Annotated in this window: 13 protein-coding genes and 1 tRNA gene; 2 read left to right on the forward strand and 12 right to left on the reverse strand. The window is 51.4% G+C overall.

Going from position 1 to position 17788, the window contains the following annotated elements; all coding sequences use genetic code 11:
• Window position 1: 1 nt before the first annotated feature.
• From gyrB to WD467_01290, 8 genes are all read right to left on the reverse strand, one after another.
• Window positions 2-2005 carry a DNA topoisomerase (ATP-hydrolyzing) subunit B gene (gene gyrB / locus WD467_01255; protein ID MEX2452524.1) on the reverse strand — a complete coding sequence of 668 codons (2004 nt, stop codon included), beginning with the start codon at window positions 2003-2005 and terminating at the stop codon, window positions 2-4.
• 77 nt (window positions 2006-2082) lie between these two features.
• The gene (locus WD467_01260; GenBank protein ID MEX2452525.1) at window positions 2083-5433 is read right to left on the reverse strand and encodes a type IV secretory system conjugative DNA transfer family protein; all 3351 of its coding nucleotides are present in this window, start codon (window positions 5431-5433) and stop codon (window positions 2083-2085) included.
• Window positions 5434-5451: 18 nt separating this feature from the next.
• Complete coding sequence (locus WD467_01265) at window positions 5452-5862, reverse strand: hypothetical protein (protein ID MEX2452526.1); 411 nt, start codon at window positions 5860-5862, stop codon at window positions 5452-5454.
• A 110-nt stretch (window positions 5863-5972) separates the two neighbouring features.
• Complete coding sequence (pheT, locus tag WD467_01270) at window positions 5973-8741, reverse strand: phenylalanine--tRNA ligase subunit beta (GenBank protein ID MEX2452527.1); 2769 nt, start codon at window positions 8739-8741, stop codon at window positions 5973-5975.
• Between the two features lie 2 nt (window positions 8742-8743).
• Window positions 8744-9766, reverse strand: a complete 1023-nt coding sequence (pheS, locus tag WD467_01275; GenBank protein MEX2452528.1) for a phenylalanine--tRNA ligase subunit alpha — start codon at window positions 9764-9766, stop codon at window positions 8744-8746.
• Entirely contained in the window at window positions 9763-10119 is a 357-nt protein-coding gene (locus WD467_01280) for a hypothetical protein (GenBank protein ID MEX2452529.1), read from the reverse strand. The genes pheS and WD467_01280 overlap by 4 nt, the downstream gene beginning before the upstream one ends.
• A gap of 679 nt (window positions 10120-10798) precedes the next feature.
• A complete protein-coding gene (trpS, locus tag WD467_01285) occupies window positions 10799-11971 on the reverse strand; it encodes a tryptophan--tRNA ligase (GenBank protein MEX2452530.1) in 1173 nt (390 codons plus the stop codon).
• A complete protein-coding gene (locus WD467_01290; GenBank protein ID MEX2452531.1) occupies window positions 11964-13022 on the reverse strand; it encodes a DNA recombination protein RmuC in 1059 nt (352 codons plus the stop codon). Before WD467_01290 ends, trpS begins: the two co-directional genes overlap by 8 nt.
• 619 nt (window positions 13023-13641) lie before the next feature.
• Between WD467_01290 and chaB the strand changes: the two genes are divergently transcribed.
• Window positions 13642-13872, forward strand: a complete 231-nt coding sequence (gene chaB, locus WD467_01295) for a putative cation transport regulator ChaB (GenBank protein ID MEX2452532.1) — start codon at window positions 13642-13644, stop codon at window positions 13870-13872.
• Here the strand turns inward: chaB and WD467_01300 are convergent.
• Window positions 13869-14285, reverse strand: a complete 417-nt coding sequence (locus WD467_01300) for a hypothetical protein (GenBank protein MEX2452533.1) — start codon at window positions 14283-14285, stop codon at window positions 13869-13871. The two genes, chaB and WD467_01300, sit on opposite strands and share 4 nt — an antisense overlap.
• 246 nt (window positions 14286-14531) lie before the next feature.
• Here WD467_01300 and WD467_01305 point away from each other — a divergent pair.
• Window positions 14532-14608: transfer RNA gene (locus tag WD467_01305), tRNA-Pro, on the forward strand.
• 76 nt (window positions 14609-14684) lie between these two features.
• Here the strand turns inward: WD467_01305 and WD467_01310 are convergent.
• From WD467_01310 to argS, 3 genes are all read right to left on the reverse strand, one after another.
• Complete coding sequence (locus WD467_01310; GenBank protein ID MEX2452534.1) at window positions 14685-15332, reverse strand: class I SAM-dependent methyltransferase; 648 nt, start codon at window positions 15330-15332, stop codon at window positions 14685-14687.
• Between the two features lie 51 nt (window positions 15333-15383).
• On the reverse strand, window positions 15384-15890 hold the full coding sequence (locus WD467_01315) for a hypothetical protein (protein MEX2452535.1): 507 nt from the start codon (window positions 15888-15890) through the stop codon (window positions 15384-15386).
• Window positions 15891-16177: 287 nt separating this feature from the next.
• A complete protein-coding gene (argS, locus tag WD467_01320; protein MEX2452536.1) occupies window positions 16178-17770 on the reverse strand; it encodes an arginine--tRNA ligase in 1593 nt (530 codons plus the stop codon).
• Between the last annotated feature and the right edge of the window lie 18 nt (window positions 17771-17788).

A 17788-nucleotide genomic window follows, 5' to 3' on the forward strand; every position in this document is an offset into this window, starting at 1 on the left:
GTTATATGTCCAAATTCTCTACTGATTTTGCATGCGACTGGATGAAGCTCTTGCGCATCGGCACGTCAACTCCCATGAGCTTGGTAAACACGGCATCGGCTCGCTCGGCGTCCTCGACGTTAACCTGAAGCAGAACTCGGTGCTCGGGATTCATAGTCGTCTCCCACAGCTGCTCTGCGTCCATCTCGCCTAGACCTTTATACCGCTGGATACTCTTCACACCAGCTAGTTTAAGTCGATCTTTCTCTTCATCGTCGACAATCGTGGTAGCATCGACTTCGCTAGAGCTACTGGAATCGCTCTTACCCCGTTTCTCGATCAAATTCCCGATCATTGCGTCCTTCTCCTCTTCGTTGTAAGCATAGAGGCGTTTCTTGCCGACTTCTAGTAAGTATAACGGCGGCTGGGCAATATAGAGGTAGCCCCCTTCGATTAGCTGAGGTAGGTGGCGGTAGAATAAGGTTAGAAGCAGCGTCCGAATGTGCGCTCCATCGACGTCGGCGTCGGTCATGATGATGACGCGATGGTAACGCAGCTTGGTGATATCAAACGTCTCTGCTACTGAGGTACCGAGGGCCATAATTAGCTCTTTAATCTCCTTATTAGCCAACATCTTATCTAAGCGTACTCGCTCAACGTTCAGAACCTTACCGCGTAAGGAGAGAATGGCCTGGAACTTAGAATCACGACCGTTCTTAGCCGAGCCGCCAGCCGAGTCTCCCTCCACGATGTAGACTTCCGACTCTTCTGGCTTACGCGAGGAGCAGTCAGCCAGTTTACCGGGCAGAGAGCCACCTTCGAGCGCACCCTTGCGGATCACGGTATCACGAGCTGCTCTGGCGGCCACACGGGCCTTGGCAGCTAGCTGGGTCTTGCCGATGATCTTGCGAGCCTCACCCGGATTCTCTTCGAGGAAGTAGGTGAACCATTCACTCATCACTTGCTCGACATAGCCCCGAATCTCTGGGTTACCTAACTTAGCCTTAGTCTGACCTTCGAACTGCGGATCCGGCAGCTTAACCGAGATTACCGCCGTGATACCTTCTCGTGTATCCTCCCCGGTTAGATTCTCTTCCTTCTCTTTAATAAAGCCGTTCTTACGGGCATAGTCGTTAATAACTCGAGTTAACGCTGCCCGGAAACCAGTGAGAGCAGTACCACCCTCCGGGGTGTGGATGTTGTTCGCAAAGGCCTTCACGTTCTCCGAGAAACTGTCGGAGTACTGGATCGCGATTTCAACTTCGCACTCCTTCACCTCACGAGAAACGTAAAAAGGCTTATCGTGCACGATCTCTTTACCACGATTGAGGTGGCGTACGTAAGATTCGATACCGCCCTCGAAGTAGAAACCGTAGCGACGACCGCCCTTCTCATCAGTTAGACTAGTACGAACACCTTTGGTCAAATAGGCCTGGTGGCGCAGACGATCAAGAATTAAATTGTAATCAAACTCGACCGTCTCGAAGATGGTACTATCCGGATAAAAGGTAATCTGAGTACCGGTCTCCGCTGTTTTCCCGATTTTTTTGATATCACCCTGTGGTGCTCCACCTTCACCGAAGATTTGCTGGTACTCATTCCCGTCCTTATAAACCGTAGCAATCAGTTTAGTCGAGAGAGCGTTAACCACACTAACACCGACACCATGAAGCCCACCGGAGACTTTGTAACCACTGGCATCGCCACCAAATTTACCACCAGCGTGGAGTACGGTCAGTACCGTCTCCAGACCCGACTTACCGGTCTTAGCGACCTTATCGACTGGAATACCACGGCCGTTGTCGCGTACCGTCACGCCGCCGTCCTCATGCAGAACGACGGATACCTCGGTAGCGTGGCCAGCTAGGGCCTCGTCGATACCGTTGTCGACAACTTCCCAGATGAGGTGGTGTAGCCCTTCCGGACCAGTACCACCGATATACATACCGGGACGTTTGCGTACCGGCTCTAAACCTTCTAATACCTGAATTTGGCCAGCGCCGTACTGACTCGTTTGTTTTGCCATTACTCTTTATTTACCCTCAAATATAGCTCAATTATACTGCTGAATCGGCCTACTAGCAAGAGCGAGCGGGTCGAGCGCTAACCTTGATGGACCTTACCTTCATCGTCGATATATATCTCACCCGGTTGCAGCTTGGGAACGGCTGACTCGGTAGGGTTACTCTCAGCAGCTTCGGGCTTAAGCGGTTTTTGCTCCGGCATCACTACCCCGGTACCAAACGGCGAGACTAACGGCTCACTACTATCATCGGGGGTAGACTCTTCCGGCGGCACTGGCTGAGGCTGTACCACGTTTGCCTCCGGAGCTTCCGACTGTTGTAGGCCTGCCTCAGCCGTTTCGCTAGACTCAGGCCTCGCCTGAGCAGCTGTAGCGGCCGACTCAGCCGGCTCTACATGGGGCTCATCCCCTGCCGGCACTAATGGAAGAACACTACTATCCGTCTGCTCCACGTCGGAACTCGCGGACGCAGTAGAGATGTCACCCTCCACTTGAGCCGGCAGCTCGGGCAAATCAGGTGACTTAGGCGTAGATTGATCTGCGTCCTCTTCCTGCTGCAGCGCGGCTGAGGGTGGCGCTGGGAAAGATAGTGGAGACGGGGGTGTAAAAGTCTGGGAGTCACCGCTAGGAGGGGATGAAGCCGGGGCAGAACTGAATGATATAGGCTCAGGAGTAGATAGGTTCGGCGACTCAGACGGTGCGGGCGGCTGAGTCTGAGCCGATTCAGATACACCGCTACTCTTAGGAGCTGCCTGGTCGGCGTAGGTGGATGTCTGCTTAGGTGAGTGATCGGTTGGTTCAAGCTGAGGTCTAGGGGCAGACTGAGAAGCCGCTTGCTGCAATGTGGCACGACGTTTATCAAGCCACTCGTCTAAGAACGAAGCTGAAGCAGCCCCCCCGCTAGCTCCTGGACTGGCGGATGGCCCGGAACCACTCCCCAATGGCGGACCGGTCGACTCCCGGGAGTTGGTGGCTAAACTCTCAAACGGACTTGGAGCCGGTTGTGAGGCTACCCGATCGAATATCTCCTTCTCTACTTCAGCCCGAGGACGACCGTACTTAGCGGCCGAAAGCTTCTTCAGCGCCTGAGCTAACTGCGGCTTAGACGAAGCTAGCGGCGGCAAGGCAGCAATGTTAAACGGCTGAGTCGGTAACCCACCGCTCATCAATCGAATCGCAGCGTTAAAGTTAGGCAGGTTGACTAGATCACGCTCGTTAAAGGCCGGAGCAAACTGCTTCACTAGAAAGTCGGCATCGGCCGGACCGGTGCGGTAGCTAATAATAGTACCGACATTACCGAAGACCGCATCGCGAATCTCATCGCTCAACTGGGAGATAAACTGGTTAGCTACGATCAGGTTCATCCGGTACTTCCGTGCCTCGGACAGAATGAAAGCAAATGACTCGGTCGAAAAGTTCTGGAACTCATCGACGTAGAGAGAGAAATCTTTTCGCTCATCTTCCGGTACATTAGCCCGGCTCATAGCGGCAGCCTGGAATTTCATAACGAAAATCATACCGAGCAGCTGAGAGTTAAGTTCACCTAGGCGCCCCTTACTAAGGTTAGCGATTAGGATCTTATTACTATCCATCAGCTCACGCAGATCGAAAGCGCTCTTAGTCTGACCGATAGTGTTACGCATCAACTGGTTACTTAAGAAGGCACCAAACTTAGAGACGAACCAACTCACCACTTCACCAAAATCGTTAGAGCGCTGAGATTGTGGCATCTCCTTTTGCCAGAACTCGCGGACCGACTGGTCCGTCACGTGCTTGAGCTTTTGCCGCACAAACTGCGGATCGCGGAACAGCTTCGGAATATCGACGAAGGTACCGCCGGCCGGATCGGCCATGACCGTTAATGCGGCATTACGGAACAAGTGTTCATAGCGCGGACCGATGATACCGGTATGCTGCGGGTCATACAGGCGATAAAGCATATTAATAGCTTCCTGAATCAAGAAGTCTTTCTGATCCTCCGTCCGGTATTCAAAGATGTTCAGTCCCATCGGGGTATCCATGTTGCCGGGATCGAAATAAATAACGTCCTCACTCCGTTCCGGTGGCACCATGCCGAGCAAACGTTCGGCCTCATCACCATGCGGATCGACGAAGGCGAAGCCCTTACCATCCATCATATCCTGCACCATCATGTTTGATAGCGCCGTCGTCTTACCGGTCCCGGTCTGCCCCACGATATAGACATGACGCCGACGGTCTTCATCGCTGAGACGAATCTCCTTCTTTACACCATGGTAGGAATTGTGGCCCAGCATCACTCCATCTTTACTGAGCCGGGTCGGTCCTTCCACCTGCTTGGAAAACTGCCGCTGCAGCTGAGTCGTCTTAGTAAACTGATCGTCCGGCAGGTGGAATAGGGTGGCTAGCTCCACGCTGTTGAGTACCATCTTAGCTCGCTCTGGCGGGAAGAAACGGAAGATAAAATCGGTCACAAACTTCTCGATACTCTTCGCCGGCTCGAACTTGAAGCCGTTTAGTCCCGGCGCATCGAAGAGGGAGAAGGCCGAGATGACGTTATGAGTGATCGACTGGGCTCGCGTAGCCGTGCCAGAAGAGGCGATCACTCGAATTAAAACTTCATAGCCGGAAGACTTGGTCTTCTCCTCGATCGCATCTAGCATCGACTGCTCTAAGCTAGTTAGCTGTTTAGGAGGCTTCGGACCGCTGTCCTTGTCCCCGCTCTCTGGCGCCTTAAAGGGAGCTTGCAATAGCGACTTAGCTGAAATGCCGGACGAGCCCTTATCGTCTCGCTTCTGCTTCACGATGTGCTCGGACGACTTTGTCCAACCTTCCCGCGCCGGCCGCACCAGTATCTGCAGACTAGCTCCATCCCCCTGCTCCAAACTGGTGAGAGACTTAATCACGGCCTGCATAGCATCCCGTTTCAACTGATTAACCGTAGCGATCGGATAGGAATAAGCCTGTTTTAGCTTAATCTCACCGCCGTAGGTACCTGTAATCTTACCGGTAGCCGAAAAGATATTATGGTCTTCGACCTCTTCCAGCTGAGCGCCCGGATAGGCCGTCAGTATAGCCTGTTTAATCACCGCTACTAGAGCGACCGGAACCGCCGTATAGAGACGTATAACCCCGTCGATAGCTACGATCTCAAACGCTAAGTGGCGTTGGCCGAAGAACTTACTCTTGAACCCCTTCGTCGCCGTACTGGCGATCAAGTTAAACAACACCTCGGCCTGAGATATGCGCTCCTGGATAACGTCACGCACATCGCGACCACCAACCTCTACATCTTCACTGGAGGGCGGCAAATTAATTAAGATCGGCACCATTTTAATACCGCGTTCTACCCCCTTAGCAAAGCGGAGGCCCTTACGGTAGACGATAAAGCCGGCCCCAGCCAGAGCAAGAATGATAATCAGAACGGTTGAGAAAATGATCAGCGCGTCCATCACCCTAGCTACCTCCGATTATCGCGTTGCTTTAATATCACGGCCGTAACGCTTCTTGTGGTACTCGATCTGGAGCTGCTCAAACGCTTGCTCCTGCGCCCTAGGATCGTCTTTCGTCTCCTTGATAATCTGTTTCGCCTTTTCGACCCAAGCCTTCTCTATCACGTCAACATCGTCGGCCGCTGTGGCCGGAGTACTGGCCGGCGGTACAGGAGTCGGTTGAGTCGGTGTCGGCAGTGGCGCTGGCTGAGCGGTCGGCAGCACTATCTGAGCGTCCGTCACGTCTCGCTCCACCGCCTCTTCAGCCTGACGTTCGGCCCCATTCGGCAACTGTTCGTCAGCTGTATTGAGCTTTTCGGCTTCTAGCTGAGGAAATATCTGCTCTGATGAAGGTGGAAGCGACTCTGGGGAGTTCGGTGGTTGATTCATACTGGCCTTAGTATAGCTTGTCGAGTGAGGACTGGACAAGGTCGCCACCTCTCACCCTGACAGCTAGCCAAATCTGGTCAGCTGAAAGATCGGTGAGATAGATGATAACTTTAGAGTTCAAGTTCGGCGTCAAGGTCCTGTTTCACCACTGTAGCAATCTGCTGCAACCGCTGCTGGATATCCTGCTCATTCAAAGTCTTGGCGTGAGCCTGCAGCTCTAGATGAACCGTAATCACTCGACCAGACTCCCGTTGAAACTCGTCCTGATAGGTGACGACCACGTCCTCTACCTGAGATAGGCTAACAGCCAACTGCTGCCAAGTGACTTTATCTGGCACCATGACGGCTATATCCCGGTAACTGCTTTGATACCGTGGTAACGGCTCAAACCGCGCCGACTGCCATAGCTCTAGCAGTCGCACCACGTCGAGCTCGACCACTGCTACCGCATTGCGTAATTTCTGATTCTGCATAATTTTTGAATGCAGTTCGCCGTAACAGCCGATCGCTACCCCGTCCACCTCAAGTGTCACTTGGCGAGCTGGGTGCAAGCTTGGATTGTCATGGCTGGTAACGAACTGAGGGGTGATCTGCAGTAAGCGCATAATCTGGTCGATATCACTCTTTACCCGCAGACGAGCCTCATCCTGCTGCCAGGCTAGGGCTAGCATCGTGTGCTCCAGTGGCAGCATCTCATCTGAGCGCGGCGTATAGGTACGGGCGATTTCAAATACGCCAAAGTTATCCTTATATGTAGTATTATCTACTACGGCTTTCAACAAGGTAGGTAGTAAACTCTGCCGCAAATAGGCCTGCTCCTGACTACGAGGATTTTTCAACTTCAGGTGGTTTTGGCCGGTAATCTTGTAGTTGGCTAGGTCGACCTCGCTGATGAACGGATAGGTCGTCACCTCAAATAGACCCCGACCCCGCAAGAGCTGACGCAACTCATTTAGTCGACTCCAGTAGTGATCGACTAAACCCTTCTCCTTTGGTCTCCAGGCAGGCAAAGTGGCCTCGAGATTATCCAGTCCGTATAGCTTAATCACCTCTTCAGCGATGTCGGCCTCGTCACGCAAATCAGGTCGCCACCAAGGAGCTGTCACTTGCACATACTGCTCTAGGTCACCTACATAACGGCGAGCTCCCAAAAACTGGCTATCCTGGCTCATCTGTTCTAGTGATAACTCTACTACCTGTTGTTCCTCGACCGGTAGCTCTTCCCACTCATCAGCTTGATTACGCACATTGTTACGGGCATCAATGATCTTACCTTCACCGATATAGAGCGCTACATGTGAAACTCCCTCGCGTTCGACCTCATCTAGTTGAACCCAGGGGCCACCCCGGAAGACGAGATCACCAGGACGCAAATCAGCCAGCTCCACCGCGGTACCACTCGTATACTGAGCATGAGCTGTATGGCCGATCTTAATCCCAATCAACGAGTAGATATAGTCCACTAGATACGAGCAGTCGAAAGCTTTAACCCCATCGGTCTTAAAGCTGGCACCCAACTTATACGGTTTAGCGAGGTGCTTACGAGCTTCTAGGGCAATATCGAACGGCTCGGCATCGATCTGGAGATGACGCAGGTAGTCGGACACCTCCTCACGCTCTAACTTCACTCCCAATAGCTGTTGCAGGCGAGGAGACCGGACACCTATATGCTGGACCCAGGGCCAGATGTTCAATTCATTCTGGTATGCTGTCAGCTCGGCTCCAGCATACTCCTGCAGTAGATGTACCGCGTAACGTAGCGCGGGACGAACGGCCTGTACCGGTAAACCACGCTCAAACCGAGCACTTGCCTCAGTTCTTAGGCCGTGGCGCTTAGCCGACTTACGTACTAGTACATCCGAGAAAGTAGCGGCCTCGACTAGTATCTCCTGCGTATTATCACCGATTTCAGCCGTCTCACCCCCCATAATTCCAGCTAGTGCGACTGGGTGCTTACCACTGGCTACCACTATATCCTCGCTAGCTAAGGCTCGCTTTACTCCATCCAGAGTCGTTAGTACTTCGCCGTTGGTAGCAAAACGTAGCGTCAGCGGACCCTTCACTTGAGCCGCATCGAAAGCATGCAGAGGTTGGCCGGTCTCAAGCATCACATAATTTGTAACATCGACTACGACATTAATGGGGCGGACCCCCGCTAGGCGCAGCCGGCGTTGCATCCAGGGTGGTGAAGCAGCGACTTTTTGCGGAAGCTTAAGCTTAAGTAAGCCATAGCAGGACACTTCCTCTTTAGCTTGATTAGTAAATAAATTAGTAACCCGCTGACCGGCAGGTGGCGCCTGGACTATCTGCTCGATTAAATCTGTAGCCGGAGTGTGAGCGGCCACCTCCCGAGCTAAGCCGACATAACTCTGGAGGTCCCAGCGATTAGCGGCCGTCTTAATATCGACTACGCTCTGCTCAGCATTAAAAACTTCACGCAAAGGCAGGTCGGCCGCTACCTCAGTACCGAGATCAAGCAGACCCTCATGACTACCGCCTAGCCCCAGCTCCAACTCACTACATAGCATACCGTAGGAATCGTGACCGCGGATCTTGGCTTGAGTAATCTCAGTTCCGTCAGGCAGCACAGCCCCTAATTGAGCGAAAACCACTCGCTGCCCTACGTAAAGGTTTGGAGCGCCACATACTACCTGATACTTCTTACTACCCGATTTGACGGTCGCTACCTGCAACCGATCGGCGTTGGGATGTGGTTTGACCTCTACTACGGTGGCGGTAACGATACGAGAATCAAACTCTGGTGGCTGGATCACCTCCTCTACTTCTATACCGGCCCGCTCCAGTGCCGCCACCATCTCCGCTACTCCTAACGGCTCACTAAGGTGTTGATTTAGCCATTCACTCACTATCTTCACCATGATTAGAACTGCTCCAGGAATTTAAGGTTAGGGCGCCACAGGTCTCGTAGGTCTGGTAGCTGGTACTTTATAGCCGCGATCCGTTCCAGACCGAAACCGAAGGCAAACCCCGTATATATCTCCGGATCGATACCCACATTGCGGAAGACTTGGGCGTGCACCATCCCAGCCCCGCCCAGCTCCACCCAGCCAGTACCTTTGCAGACTCGGCAGCCAGCTTGACTAGCTTCATTACAGTTCTGACAACTAGCGTCCATCTCAACGGAAGGTTCAGTGTAAGGAAAATAATTCGGACGCAGTCGCAACTCAGTGTCCTCACCGAAGATACCTTTTAGCATATACTCGAGAGTGCCCTTGAGGTCGCCCATACTAATGCCCCTATCGACTACTAAACCTTCCAGCTGGCGGAAACTCCAGATGTGGGTAGCGTCCTCATCCTCGTTGCGGTAGACCTTGCCTGGGGCGATGATACGAATCGGCGGCTTATGGGTCTCCATGTGGCGAATCTGCACACTAGAGGTATGGGTTCGCGGAATCGATCCATTCTCTAAATAAAAAGTATCCTGCATATCGCGGGCTGGATGATGGGGACCGATGTTAAGCGCCTCGAAGCAGTACCAGTCGGTTTCGATCTCTGGACCCGTTACCGCCTGGAAGCCAAGCTGCCAGAACAGCTCCACCATCTCATGCTGCAGACTCTCCACCGGGTGCAGGCGACCGATAGCAGGCCCTACACCGGGCCGAGTCATATCGATAAACTCACTACTCTCACTCTCCAGCTGTTTAGCCTGCAGATCATCCAGTCGCTTATCTAAGGCAATTTGTAAATCCATCTTAAGTTTATTTAGCTGCTGACCAGCTCGCGCCCGTTCCTGCTCCGGTAGCTCACTAATACCACGCAACTCCGTGGTCACTACCCCTTTACGACCCAAATACTCGACCCGTAGGTCCTCGACCTCAGCTGCGGTCTCGGCTGACTTCAACTTTTTATTTAATTCTTTAAGAATATCGCCGGTATGACTCATCGTTGGACTCGCTGCATATAAAAATCGATTAACACCCCTAAAACTGTTAAGAGAATGATATCTCTAATACTCAGCTGGCGCAAACTACTGAGCGCCAGTAATGCCACCACCCAGAGACTAGCGAGAAAACTTCGGCGGAGCGCCAGCAGGAAACCGGCCCGACTTCGTTCGTAGCGCCACCGCAGTAAACCAAGCATCAGCAAGCCCGTGAATGCCACCAGCAAGGCGCTGAACCAAGCCGTTAACCCGAAAGGACCGAGTGAATCCGGGTTGGTCAAAAACAGACTCATTAGCAGACCACCGAAGAGGAGGGCGGTCACGATCCGCACTAGAGCTATCGCCTTATTCAACATAACTTTCAGTATACCAGTCTCGACCCTAGGCGACGACTAAAACTTAGCACCGCGGCAATAAAATAAAATTCCCGGCACTAAGCCGGGATATAGGTTATAAAAATGAATAGACGAGACGACAAAACCGCCCAAAAACAAAAGTATGTAGCGCTTGTCGCCCCGCCATAATCGGTCGGCCGCTCTCCTATCTTGCGATAAGTGCAGGCCAGACTTCTCGCCCTCCAGCAAGCGAATGCTTTATGGGCGTTGACTCATCGCTATAGTACCCGAAGGTAAGTGAGCGAGGTTGACGTTCGCCCTACCCAAGGGGGTTTGGTAAGGCCAAGCTGAGCACTAGCTTGGCGCTCAGGTTGACCCTACCTAGGGCGAACGTCCGAAAAGGAGGTGGACTATCCGGCAAAGTTTCCCTTGCTGGATATTTGTTAAAGTGGGCTTTTAATTTTTATGTAACTTGTTTGTGTTAACTAAAAGCTTAGGTACAAGTTAGCACAAGGGTTAAGAGTTGTCAATACTCTAAGCCTAAAATAATGTAGAATATTTGACTACAGCTAATCTGTTATAAATTAATAAAAGCATTTATTAATTTATCTATAAGACCTAGGATAAAATTCTAGGTATACCAGCAAATACTCTTAAAATCGAACGAACAACTAGTTTATAGCTGTGAGTCGATTGCTACCTAAGCCGAGCGGAGACCGAGAGCTCGTTGTACTTGGCTCAGCTTCTCCTTAGCTACTCTATCCATAGCCACCTCACTCGCTTCAAGCTTGGCAATGAGGGCGGACTCATCGACAGCAGCTAACTTAGCCTGAAAGTCAGTGATAAACTCAGCCGTCATCTCAGCTACCCGCGTCTTAAGTGGTCCGTACTGGGGCTGGCCGATAAACTCAGCTGGGTCTCCCCCCAGTAACTTTAGAATATCGAGCAGATTACTGATCCCGGGTTGAGTCGCATAATCGTAAGCTACTGCCCCAAGACTATCGGTAGTCGCACTCATAATCTTCTTCCGCACAGATTCTGGGGTGTCTTGAAGGAAAACGACCCCCTTACCGGTCGCATCGCTCTTGCTCATCTTCTTAGTCGGGTCCATCAAGTCACGAATCCGTAATCCTTGATCCTTACCGAAAAACTCATGCTGCTGCTGTACCGGTAGAGGCAGCTGGAATAGCTCGCCGAATTTATTATTCATCCGCTCTGCGATATCGCGCGTAAACTCAAGGTGCTGGGTTTGATCATCCCCGACTGGGACGTAGGTAGCTCCATAGAGTAGGATGTCGGCCGCCATTAAGACTGGGTAGTTGAATAAACCAGTAGTAATGTTGCGAAGCTTTCTATTGTTAAGATGGTGTCGACTGAGTAATCGTTTAAATGATTCTACATCGTGCTTATACTGCTCAAAAAGCTTGTGGATATCATCTGTATCCAGAACGTATTTCCCTCCCCTTCTTTTTGCATATAGATAGATCTCTGCTCCAGAACTTCTCGTGAGACCAGCCTTTGACTCAAACTGCTCCATCCTACGCATCTCACCAAAGCCAGTAAAGCAATCAAGTATCCACGTCAGCTCAGAGTGGGCGGGAATGAAACTCTGGCGGTAGATGTATATATCGGGTTGATCGAGAGGCAGACCGGCAGCCACATACATGCGCAGGTTGTTTATCGTCTGCGTATACAGTTGCGAGTGGTCGATCGGCGTAGTGAAGCTGTGCAGGTCAGGCACGAAGAAGTTAAGCTGGTATTCACCAGCATGGGTCTTCGCCATATCGACCATTGGCAGCATTGCCCCTAGGTAGTTACCGATATGGAGATCGTTGTTGGCTCTCAAGCCGGTTAGAATTACGGGTTTACTCATCACTCCCTTTCTCTGGCAATAGTTTAGCATCCGAAGTCTGTTCTGTAATCTTATCTACCACCCGTGTCAGCTGACGCTGGCGCAGACCCTCAGTATCGTGAAAGGCCTTCTGGGCTGTATCCAAGCTACGGCCTACCTTGCTCAGACTTTCACCAAACATCTCATACTGGCGCTGGAACTGCTCGATCAAACCGACGATCTCCTGCAACTCCTTCTCATAGTGGAAGTTCTTGTGTGCCTGCAGCACAAGCCGGAGCAAAGCCGTAAAGCCGAAAGGACCTGTCAGCATCACCTTGCGGTCGCTAGCGTAGCTGACGATGCCTGGCACCTTCTCATAGATAAAGCTGAAGATCATCTCGTTGGGAATAAACATCACCACGAAATCAACCGTCTGGTTAGAGGGGTCGATGTAGTCCTTTGAGGTCACCTCTTTCACCTTGGTCTTTACCGAAGTCTCAAACGCCTTAAGCGCCTTAGCCCGCTGGCTATCATTCTCCGCCTCCTGATAGCGGACTAGGTCGTCGAAGGGGAACTTAGCATCGATATTAACCTTAAAGCCGTCCGGTAGCAGAACGGTAAAGTCGGGTCGACCCTCGGCAGTCGTCGACTGCTTCTGGTAGTTATGTCCCTCAACAAACCCGGCCGCCAGCAAGAGGTCCTCCGCCACCTGCTCGCCCCACTCCCCCCGCAGACGGTTGTTTGAGAGCAGACTCTGTAACCCTTCGGTCGAAACTCGCAGCTTCTCGGTCAGCTCGGTCGACTGCTGCAAGTGTTGTCGGATGCCGGCATTCTGCTCTTTGAGTGCCCGTACCTCGGTCTGGGAGGACTTCAGTTGTTCCTTAAGCTGGCCGATCATCAGATCGAGCTGTTTACGGTTATCGTCCAGCAGTCCTCGTACACTACTATCGGTTTCTTCGCGGGACTGCGACCGCTGAGCTTCATTCTTCTCGTGCAGTTGTAGCAGTAGCTTCTGCATCACCCCACGGAGGCCTAGAAATAGCGCTCCGAAGCCCAGTAGCACGATTAGTATGAGCACAACTTCCTGATTCATGGTCTCTATTGTAACGGCAGTAACTTTAAATTGCGATAAAATCGGCTACAAGTCGTTAAAAGCCCGTTGACACAATATATATTATATGTTTTACTCTAATAAGTTTTTCGTTATGAAGACGCTTCTTGAAGCCTTTTCACTCTAATAACGGACAACCAACCACCTTGACAGACTAGACGGAAGGAACGCATGGAGTAATTCCGGCCCATCCACCACCTCGCAACGGCTCGACGACCTTGGAGGCGCCCAGTGCGCATGGTACTCGAGAAACGCTAGCGTTTGCGCTGGATAACCACCGACTCGGCGGAACAGATCTACCGGTGGCCACCGCAAACGCATCCGGGAGCAGAAGCACCCCTAAGAAAGCTCCTTCCAGGGAGCGTACAGTCCGGGGAGAGGAGAGCCACTCGACCAGGCGTCGACTCGCGCGGGCGCACTTTGCCCCTCCTCTCCCCGGCCTACCCCTTTCCACACCTAGTCTGTCATCATACTCGCCCTCCACCCGGAGGGCTTTTTCCTGCCTTAATTCGAATCTGAAGCCGTCACCCTCTGCAGCCACCCTACCAGTGTCATAGGGGGTAGTTGGTATAATGAAGAGAGAATAAGGGGAGGCTTAGCTATGACCTATCAACAACGCGATGAACTACCGGAAGGCGTACGTAACGTTTTGCCAGAGCACGCCCAGGACATCTACAAGGAAGCCTACAACAGTGCCTGGGAGCAGTACGAAGACCCTGCGGATCGTAAACAAGGTGGCAGCCGTGAGGAAGCCGCCCACCGGGTAGCCTGGAATGCCGTTAAACAAAAGTACGCTAAAGGCGACGACGATAAGTGGCATCCCAAGGATTAGCGACCCAGATAGGCTTTAAGTTTCAAAATATCAGCCTGATCTTTGGCGCGATTAGCTACTAGCTTCCACTCCAGTACTTTCTCTAGACCTACTATCGGAATACCCTCTGTCTCTTCGGCGGACGGGAGCAGCTGCTCTAACTCCCCACCCCAATTCAACATAATCTCTACTCTGTCACAGGCTAGACCTGCATTACCATCGGGAAAGGTAATCGAAGTCCAGCCCGCCGCTTTTAGCTGATGGTAAAGATGAGACGACACTACGATATCGATATCATCGGTCTGTCTTAAGCCGTGCAGCGCCTTAACAGCCCCGCCGACAACGACATACTCACCTTTGCCAGTGCTAACTCTACCTCTGTCGTCGGGCAGATTAAGCTCACGTATCTCACTAATAATATCTACCGCGTCCATGATCCTGAGTATAGCACTCAGTTCTTGATAGAATTTACGGCTAAGCCCCACCTAGTACAGCGGCTTACTATGCAATGACAGCCCTCTCCCCACCGCACCTCTCAACTCAAACCCAAGTACACACCCCTTCCTAAGCCATGAAAAGTTGTAACAAATTTTTTGACGATCGCAAATAAATTAGTTACAAATTCGGGGTTAGAAATGGGCTGCACTAAAATGAGGTGGGTTAGGTATAATTAATCTCATCGGGGTGTGGCGCAGCTTGGTAGCGCGCTGCGTTCGGGACGCAGAGGTCGCCGGTTCAAATCCGGCCACCCCGACCAGTAGAAGTGCTCATGATTCTATCCCCGCCCTGAGTAAGACTGTGTCCACCCGCCCTATATCAACGGTAACTGTGGCTTACTCACGTTTGAGCAAGTAGCCCATCCACTGTCTGCCCTCTACTTCCGTATCGGTACTCTGTAATAATTTCAACGGCTGAAACGGTGCAACCGAAAGTAGTTCAATAAAATCTTCCTGGCTATAAAAGCGACGAAACCTAACTGATTTAGCATGAAAATTCGTCTTTTCCGCATAACCTTCACATGATACCTCATGCTGAGTGGTCGACACCAAAGCAATGCCACCGGAAGACAACAGTTGGTACATTTTCCGAACTATAGTCTCTGCATCATCTCGAGTAAACAGATGAATAAATGCAACAGCAAAGATAGCGTTAAACTTCTGCCCCTTAAAGTCGTGGCTCATAAACTCATCTACTATTAGTTCAGCGGCAGGAGCCGTAATCTGAGCTAATCTTGCCATTGGCTCCGAGAACTCAATAGTAGTCACCTGGTACCCCCTATCACACAGTAGTTTAGCCGCGTAGCCTGAACCCGGCCCTAATTCCAGTACCCTAATATCGGTGGCTGGGTATTCTAGGTCTAAGTAGTCACTAAGCTCCCTCACTAACGCAGCTGTATTCTCACTCCTTAGCCGTTTTTTAGCTTGAAACTCTGGGGCGGTGGCATCGTAAGCCGCTTGATTAATACTGATGTAGTCTTTCATCTCCTAGATGATAGCAGAGCCATAGAGGCAGTGGATATAACCGACTCTATGTTAGCGAAACCACTTCTGGTACAACGCTGGCAGCTGTGCCACCTGGCGCTTAGCTGGTCGTCGCTTTGGCTTGGCTTGGGGGTGATTACTCCGTATGAAGGCCCCCCAGTGCTCCTTCAGCCACTGCTGTTGCTCATCGTAGAGTGCGACCAAACCTCGCCCCGCAAACTCTTGGCGGATTACCCCGCCGGCATGCGGATACCGGTGCTGCGTCTCCTCCGCTCCGGAGTTAAACCCGTGAGCATAGTGGCAGAGCTCGTGCACTATCACCGACTGAACTAAGAACTCCGGTATCTCCGACTGGCGAAACCACCCATTAATTCTAATTACCGACTGGCTACTCTGCTTCGGATCGACACTGATCGAGCCCAGCCGGCGTTTAGCCCGGCGACCGAATTCTATGCGTAGATTATTCACGCGCTCGACGTCACTAAAATAGTCACGCCAGGTACGGCTTAGTAGATCCTCCAGCCAAGCTTGATCGCGATGTAGATTAACTTTTACCATTCCCCTACTCTACACTTTTTTATGAATTCTAGCAGTCGATTTAGTGCCACTCAGACGAAACGAACACACTAGCGTGCCAACCGAAAATCATCGATTTTCATCCTTAAATTCCAACTAGCCAAATATGGCTAGTTAGCTAAGACTGTATTTAAAACAATAAATCCAGTATTCGATCGATTTAGGGTCAATACACACCGCTAATAGCGACGGACTTGATGGGCATGTCTCAGAGCTATAACAGATAGTTCGTAGTTATAATTACTACGCTATTTTCAGGATATCCTGCACTACATCGTTTTACGAGGCGACACACCCATAAGGGCGAAGTAAGTCTCGAAAACCTGCTCCAATTGAGCCAGGAAGTAGAGCTTTTCTGCCGCTTTTGCGGGCGGCAAATCGATGATCTTCTCCTGCTCATACCAGTCGTGAAATAACCGGGCCAATTCCTGTCCGAAGAAAGTTAACTTATGCACTTCGTAGGTGCGAGCGATAGTCCCTAGAAGCTCCGGCAGTTCCGCTACTTGGCGCACAATAGCCTGCTCACCAGCACTAAGCTCACCCAGTGCTGAACCTGGCTTCAACTGCTGCTCAGCCGCCTTATTATTAATCGCCTGCAGGCGTACATATGCATACATTACGTACCAAAACGGGTTCTTCTGACTCTGTTCAGCCGCCAAATCAAGGTCGAAATCCATATGCGTGTCGTTACTGCGCATCAACATAAACCAGCGGGCCACATCTGTTCCGACCCGCTCTACCAACTCATCTACCGTTACATAAGTCCCGGCTCGTTTACTGATCTTAAACTCCCGTCCGTCTTTAATTAGCCGCACCCACTGAACAATGAGAAACTCGATCTCTTTCCCTGTAAATAGCTGATTAACTGTCAACTTCAGTGATGGGACCTGACCAGCGTGATCCGCCCCCCATACCTTTATCGCGCGATCAAACTCACGGTTAACGAAAACATCGTGATGGTAGGCGATATCGTTAGCCAAATAGGTTAGGTCACCGCTAGATTTAATCAACACTCGATCACGTTCATCGCCAAAAACAGTACTCTTAAGCCATAAAGCACCCTCGCGCTCCTCTAATAAGCCTTGGGAGTCCAGCTGTTGTCGGATGCCATCGAACTCCGTGCTAATAACTCGTTCGTTAGTAAAACGATCGAAAGTGATATTAGCGGCGGCTAGGGCCGGTTTAATGTAGGTGTCAAAGATATGGTTGGTGAGCAAAATCCCTTCTTCTACTGGGGTAGACTCAACTAAACCAGCGATCTGGTGGCGCAGCTTAGGGTGCTGGGCCACTTCCTGCATATACTCTCCCCTATAAGGGGTGTCGTCGTCCACCTTGTCTGTGACATGAGCAGTATAACTCTCCAGCAGCTTGCCGATCTGGGTGCCGGCATCATTAAAGTAGTACTCCCGTGTCACCTCATACCCCTGAGAAGTAAGGACATTGCTCAATACATCACCGATAAAGCCGCCGCGCGCATTCCCTAGGGTCAAGGGACCGGTCGGGTTAGCAGAAATGTATTCGACTTGAACTTTCTCCCCGCTACCCCTGTTACTACGGGCAAAGTTATCATCGATAGCCACAAAATAATCCCGCCAGTAAGGCTCAGACAGGCGGAGATTGATGAAGCCTGGTGCCGCTGCTTCGGCTTGGGTGATATTCTGGTCGACTAGCTCGAGTGCTAACTCTTCCGCAATCGCTAGCGGCGAGCGACCCAGTTCTTTAGCCAGCTGAAAAGCGATATTAGTAGCATAATCTCCCTGCTCGGCAGGTGGCAACGCTATATCTACCCCTGTTATATCAAGATCATAGCACTCTTTGACCCGCTGCCGGATAGTTGTTTGTAGGCTCTCTCTTATGCTCATTACCATTCATTATACGCA

Source organism: Candidatus Saccharimonadales bacterium (assembly GCA_040903985.1).
GTDB lineage: Bacteria > Patescibacteriota > Saccharimonadia > QS-5-54-17 > QS-5-54-17 > JBBDUI01.

Coding starts and splice junctions, on each gene's coding strand:
- chaB (MEX2452532.1), top strand. CDS start 13,642: ATGACCTATCAACAACGCGATGAACTACCGGAAGGCGTACGTAACGTT.
- gyrB (MEX2452524.1), bottom strand. CDS start 2,005: ATGGCAAAACAAACGAGTCAGTACGGCGCTGGCCAAATTCAGGTATTA.
- WD467_01265 (MEX2452526.1), bottom strand. CDS start 5,862: ATGAATCAACCACCGAACTCCCCAGAGTCGCTTCCACCTTCATCAGAG.
- WD467_01300 (MEX2452533.1), bottom strand. CDS start 14,285: ATGGACGCGGTAGATATTATTAGTGAGATACGTGAGCTTAATCTGCCC.
- WD467_01290 (MEX2452531.1), bottom strand. CDS start 13,022: ATGAATCAGGAAGTTGTGCTCATACTAATCGTGCTACTGGGCTTCGGA.
- argS (MEX2452536.1), bottom strand. CDS start 17,770: ATGAGCATAAGAGAGAGCCTACAAACAACTATCCGGCAGCGGGTCAAA.
- WD467_01310 (MEX2452534.1), bottom strand. CDS start 15,332: ATGAAAGACTACATCAGTATTAATCAAGCGGCTTACGATGCCACCGCC.
- pheT (MEX2452527.1), bottom strand. CDS start 8,741: ATGGTGAAGATAGTGAGTGAATGGCTAAATCAACACCTTAGTGAGCCG.
- WD467_01280 (MEX2452529.1), bottom strand. CDS start 10,119: ATGTTGAATAAGGCGATAGCTCTAGTGCGGATCGTGACCGCCCTCCTC.
- pheS (MEX2452528.1), bottom strand. CDS start 9,766: ATGAGTCATACCGGCGATATTCTTAAAGAATTAAATAAAAAGTTGAAG.
- trpS (MEX2452530.1), bottom strand. CDS start 11,971: ATGAGTAAACCCGTAATTCTAACCGGCTTGAGAGCCAACAACGATCTC.
- WD467_01260 (MEX2452525.1), bottom strand. CDS start 5,433: ATGGACGCGCTGATCATTTTCTCAACCGTTCTGATTATCATTCTTGCT.
- WD467_01315 (MEX2452535.1), bottom strand. CDS start 15,890: ATGGTAAAAGTTAATCTACATCGCGATCAAGCTTGGCTGGAGGATCTA.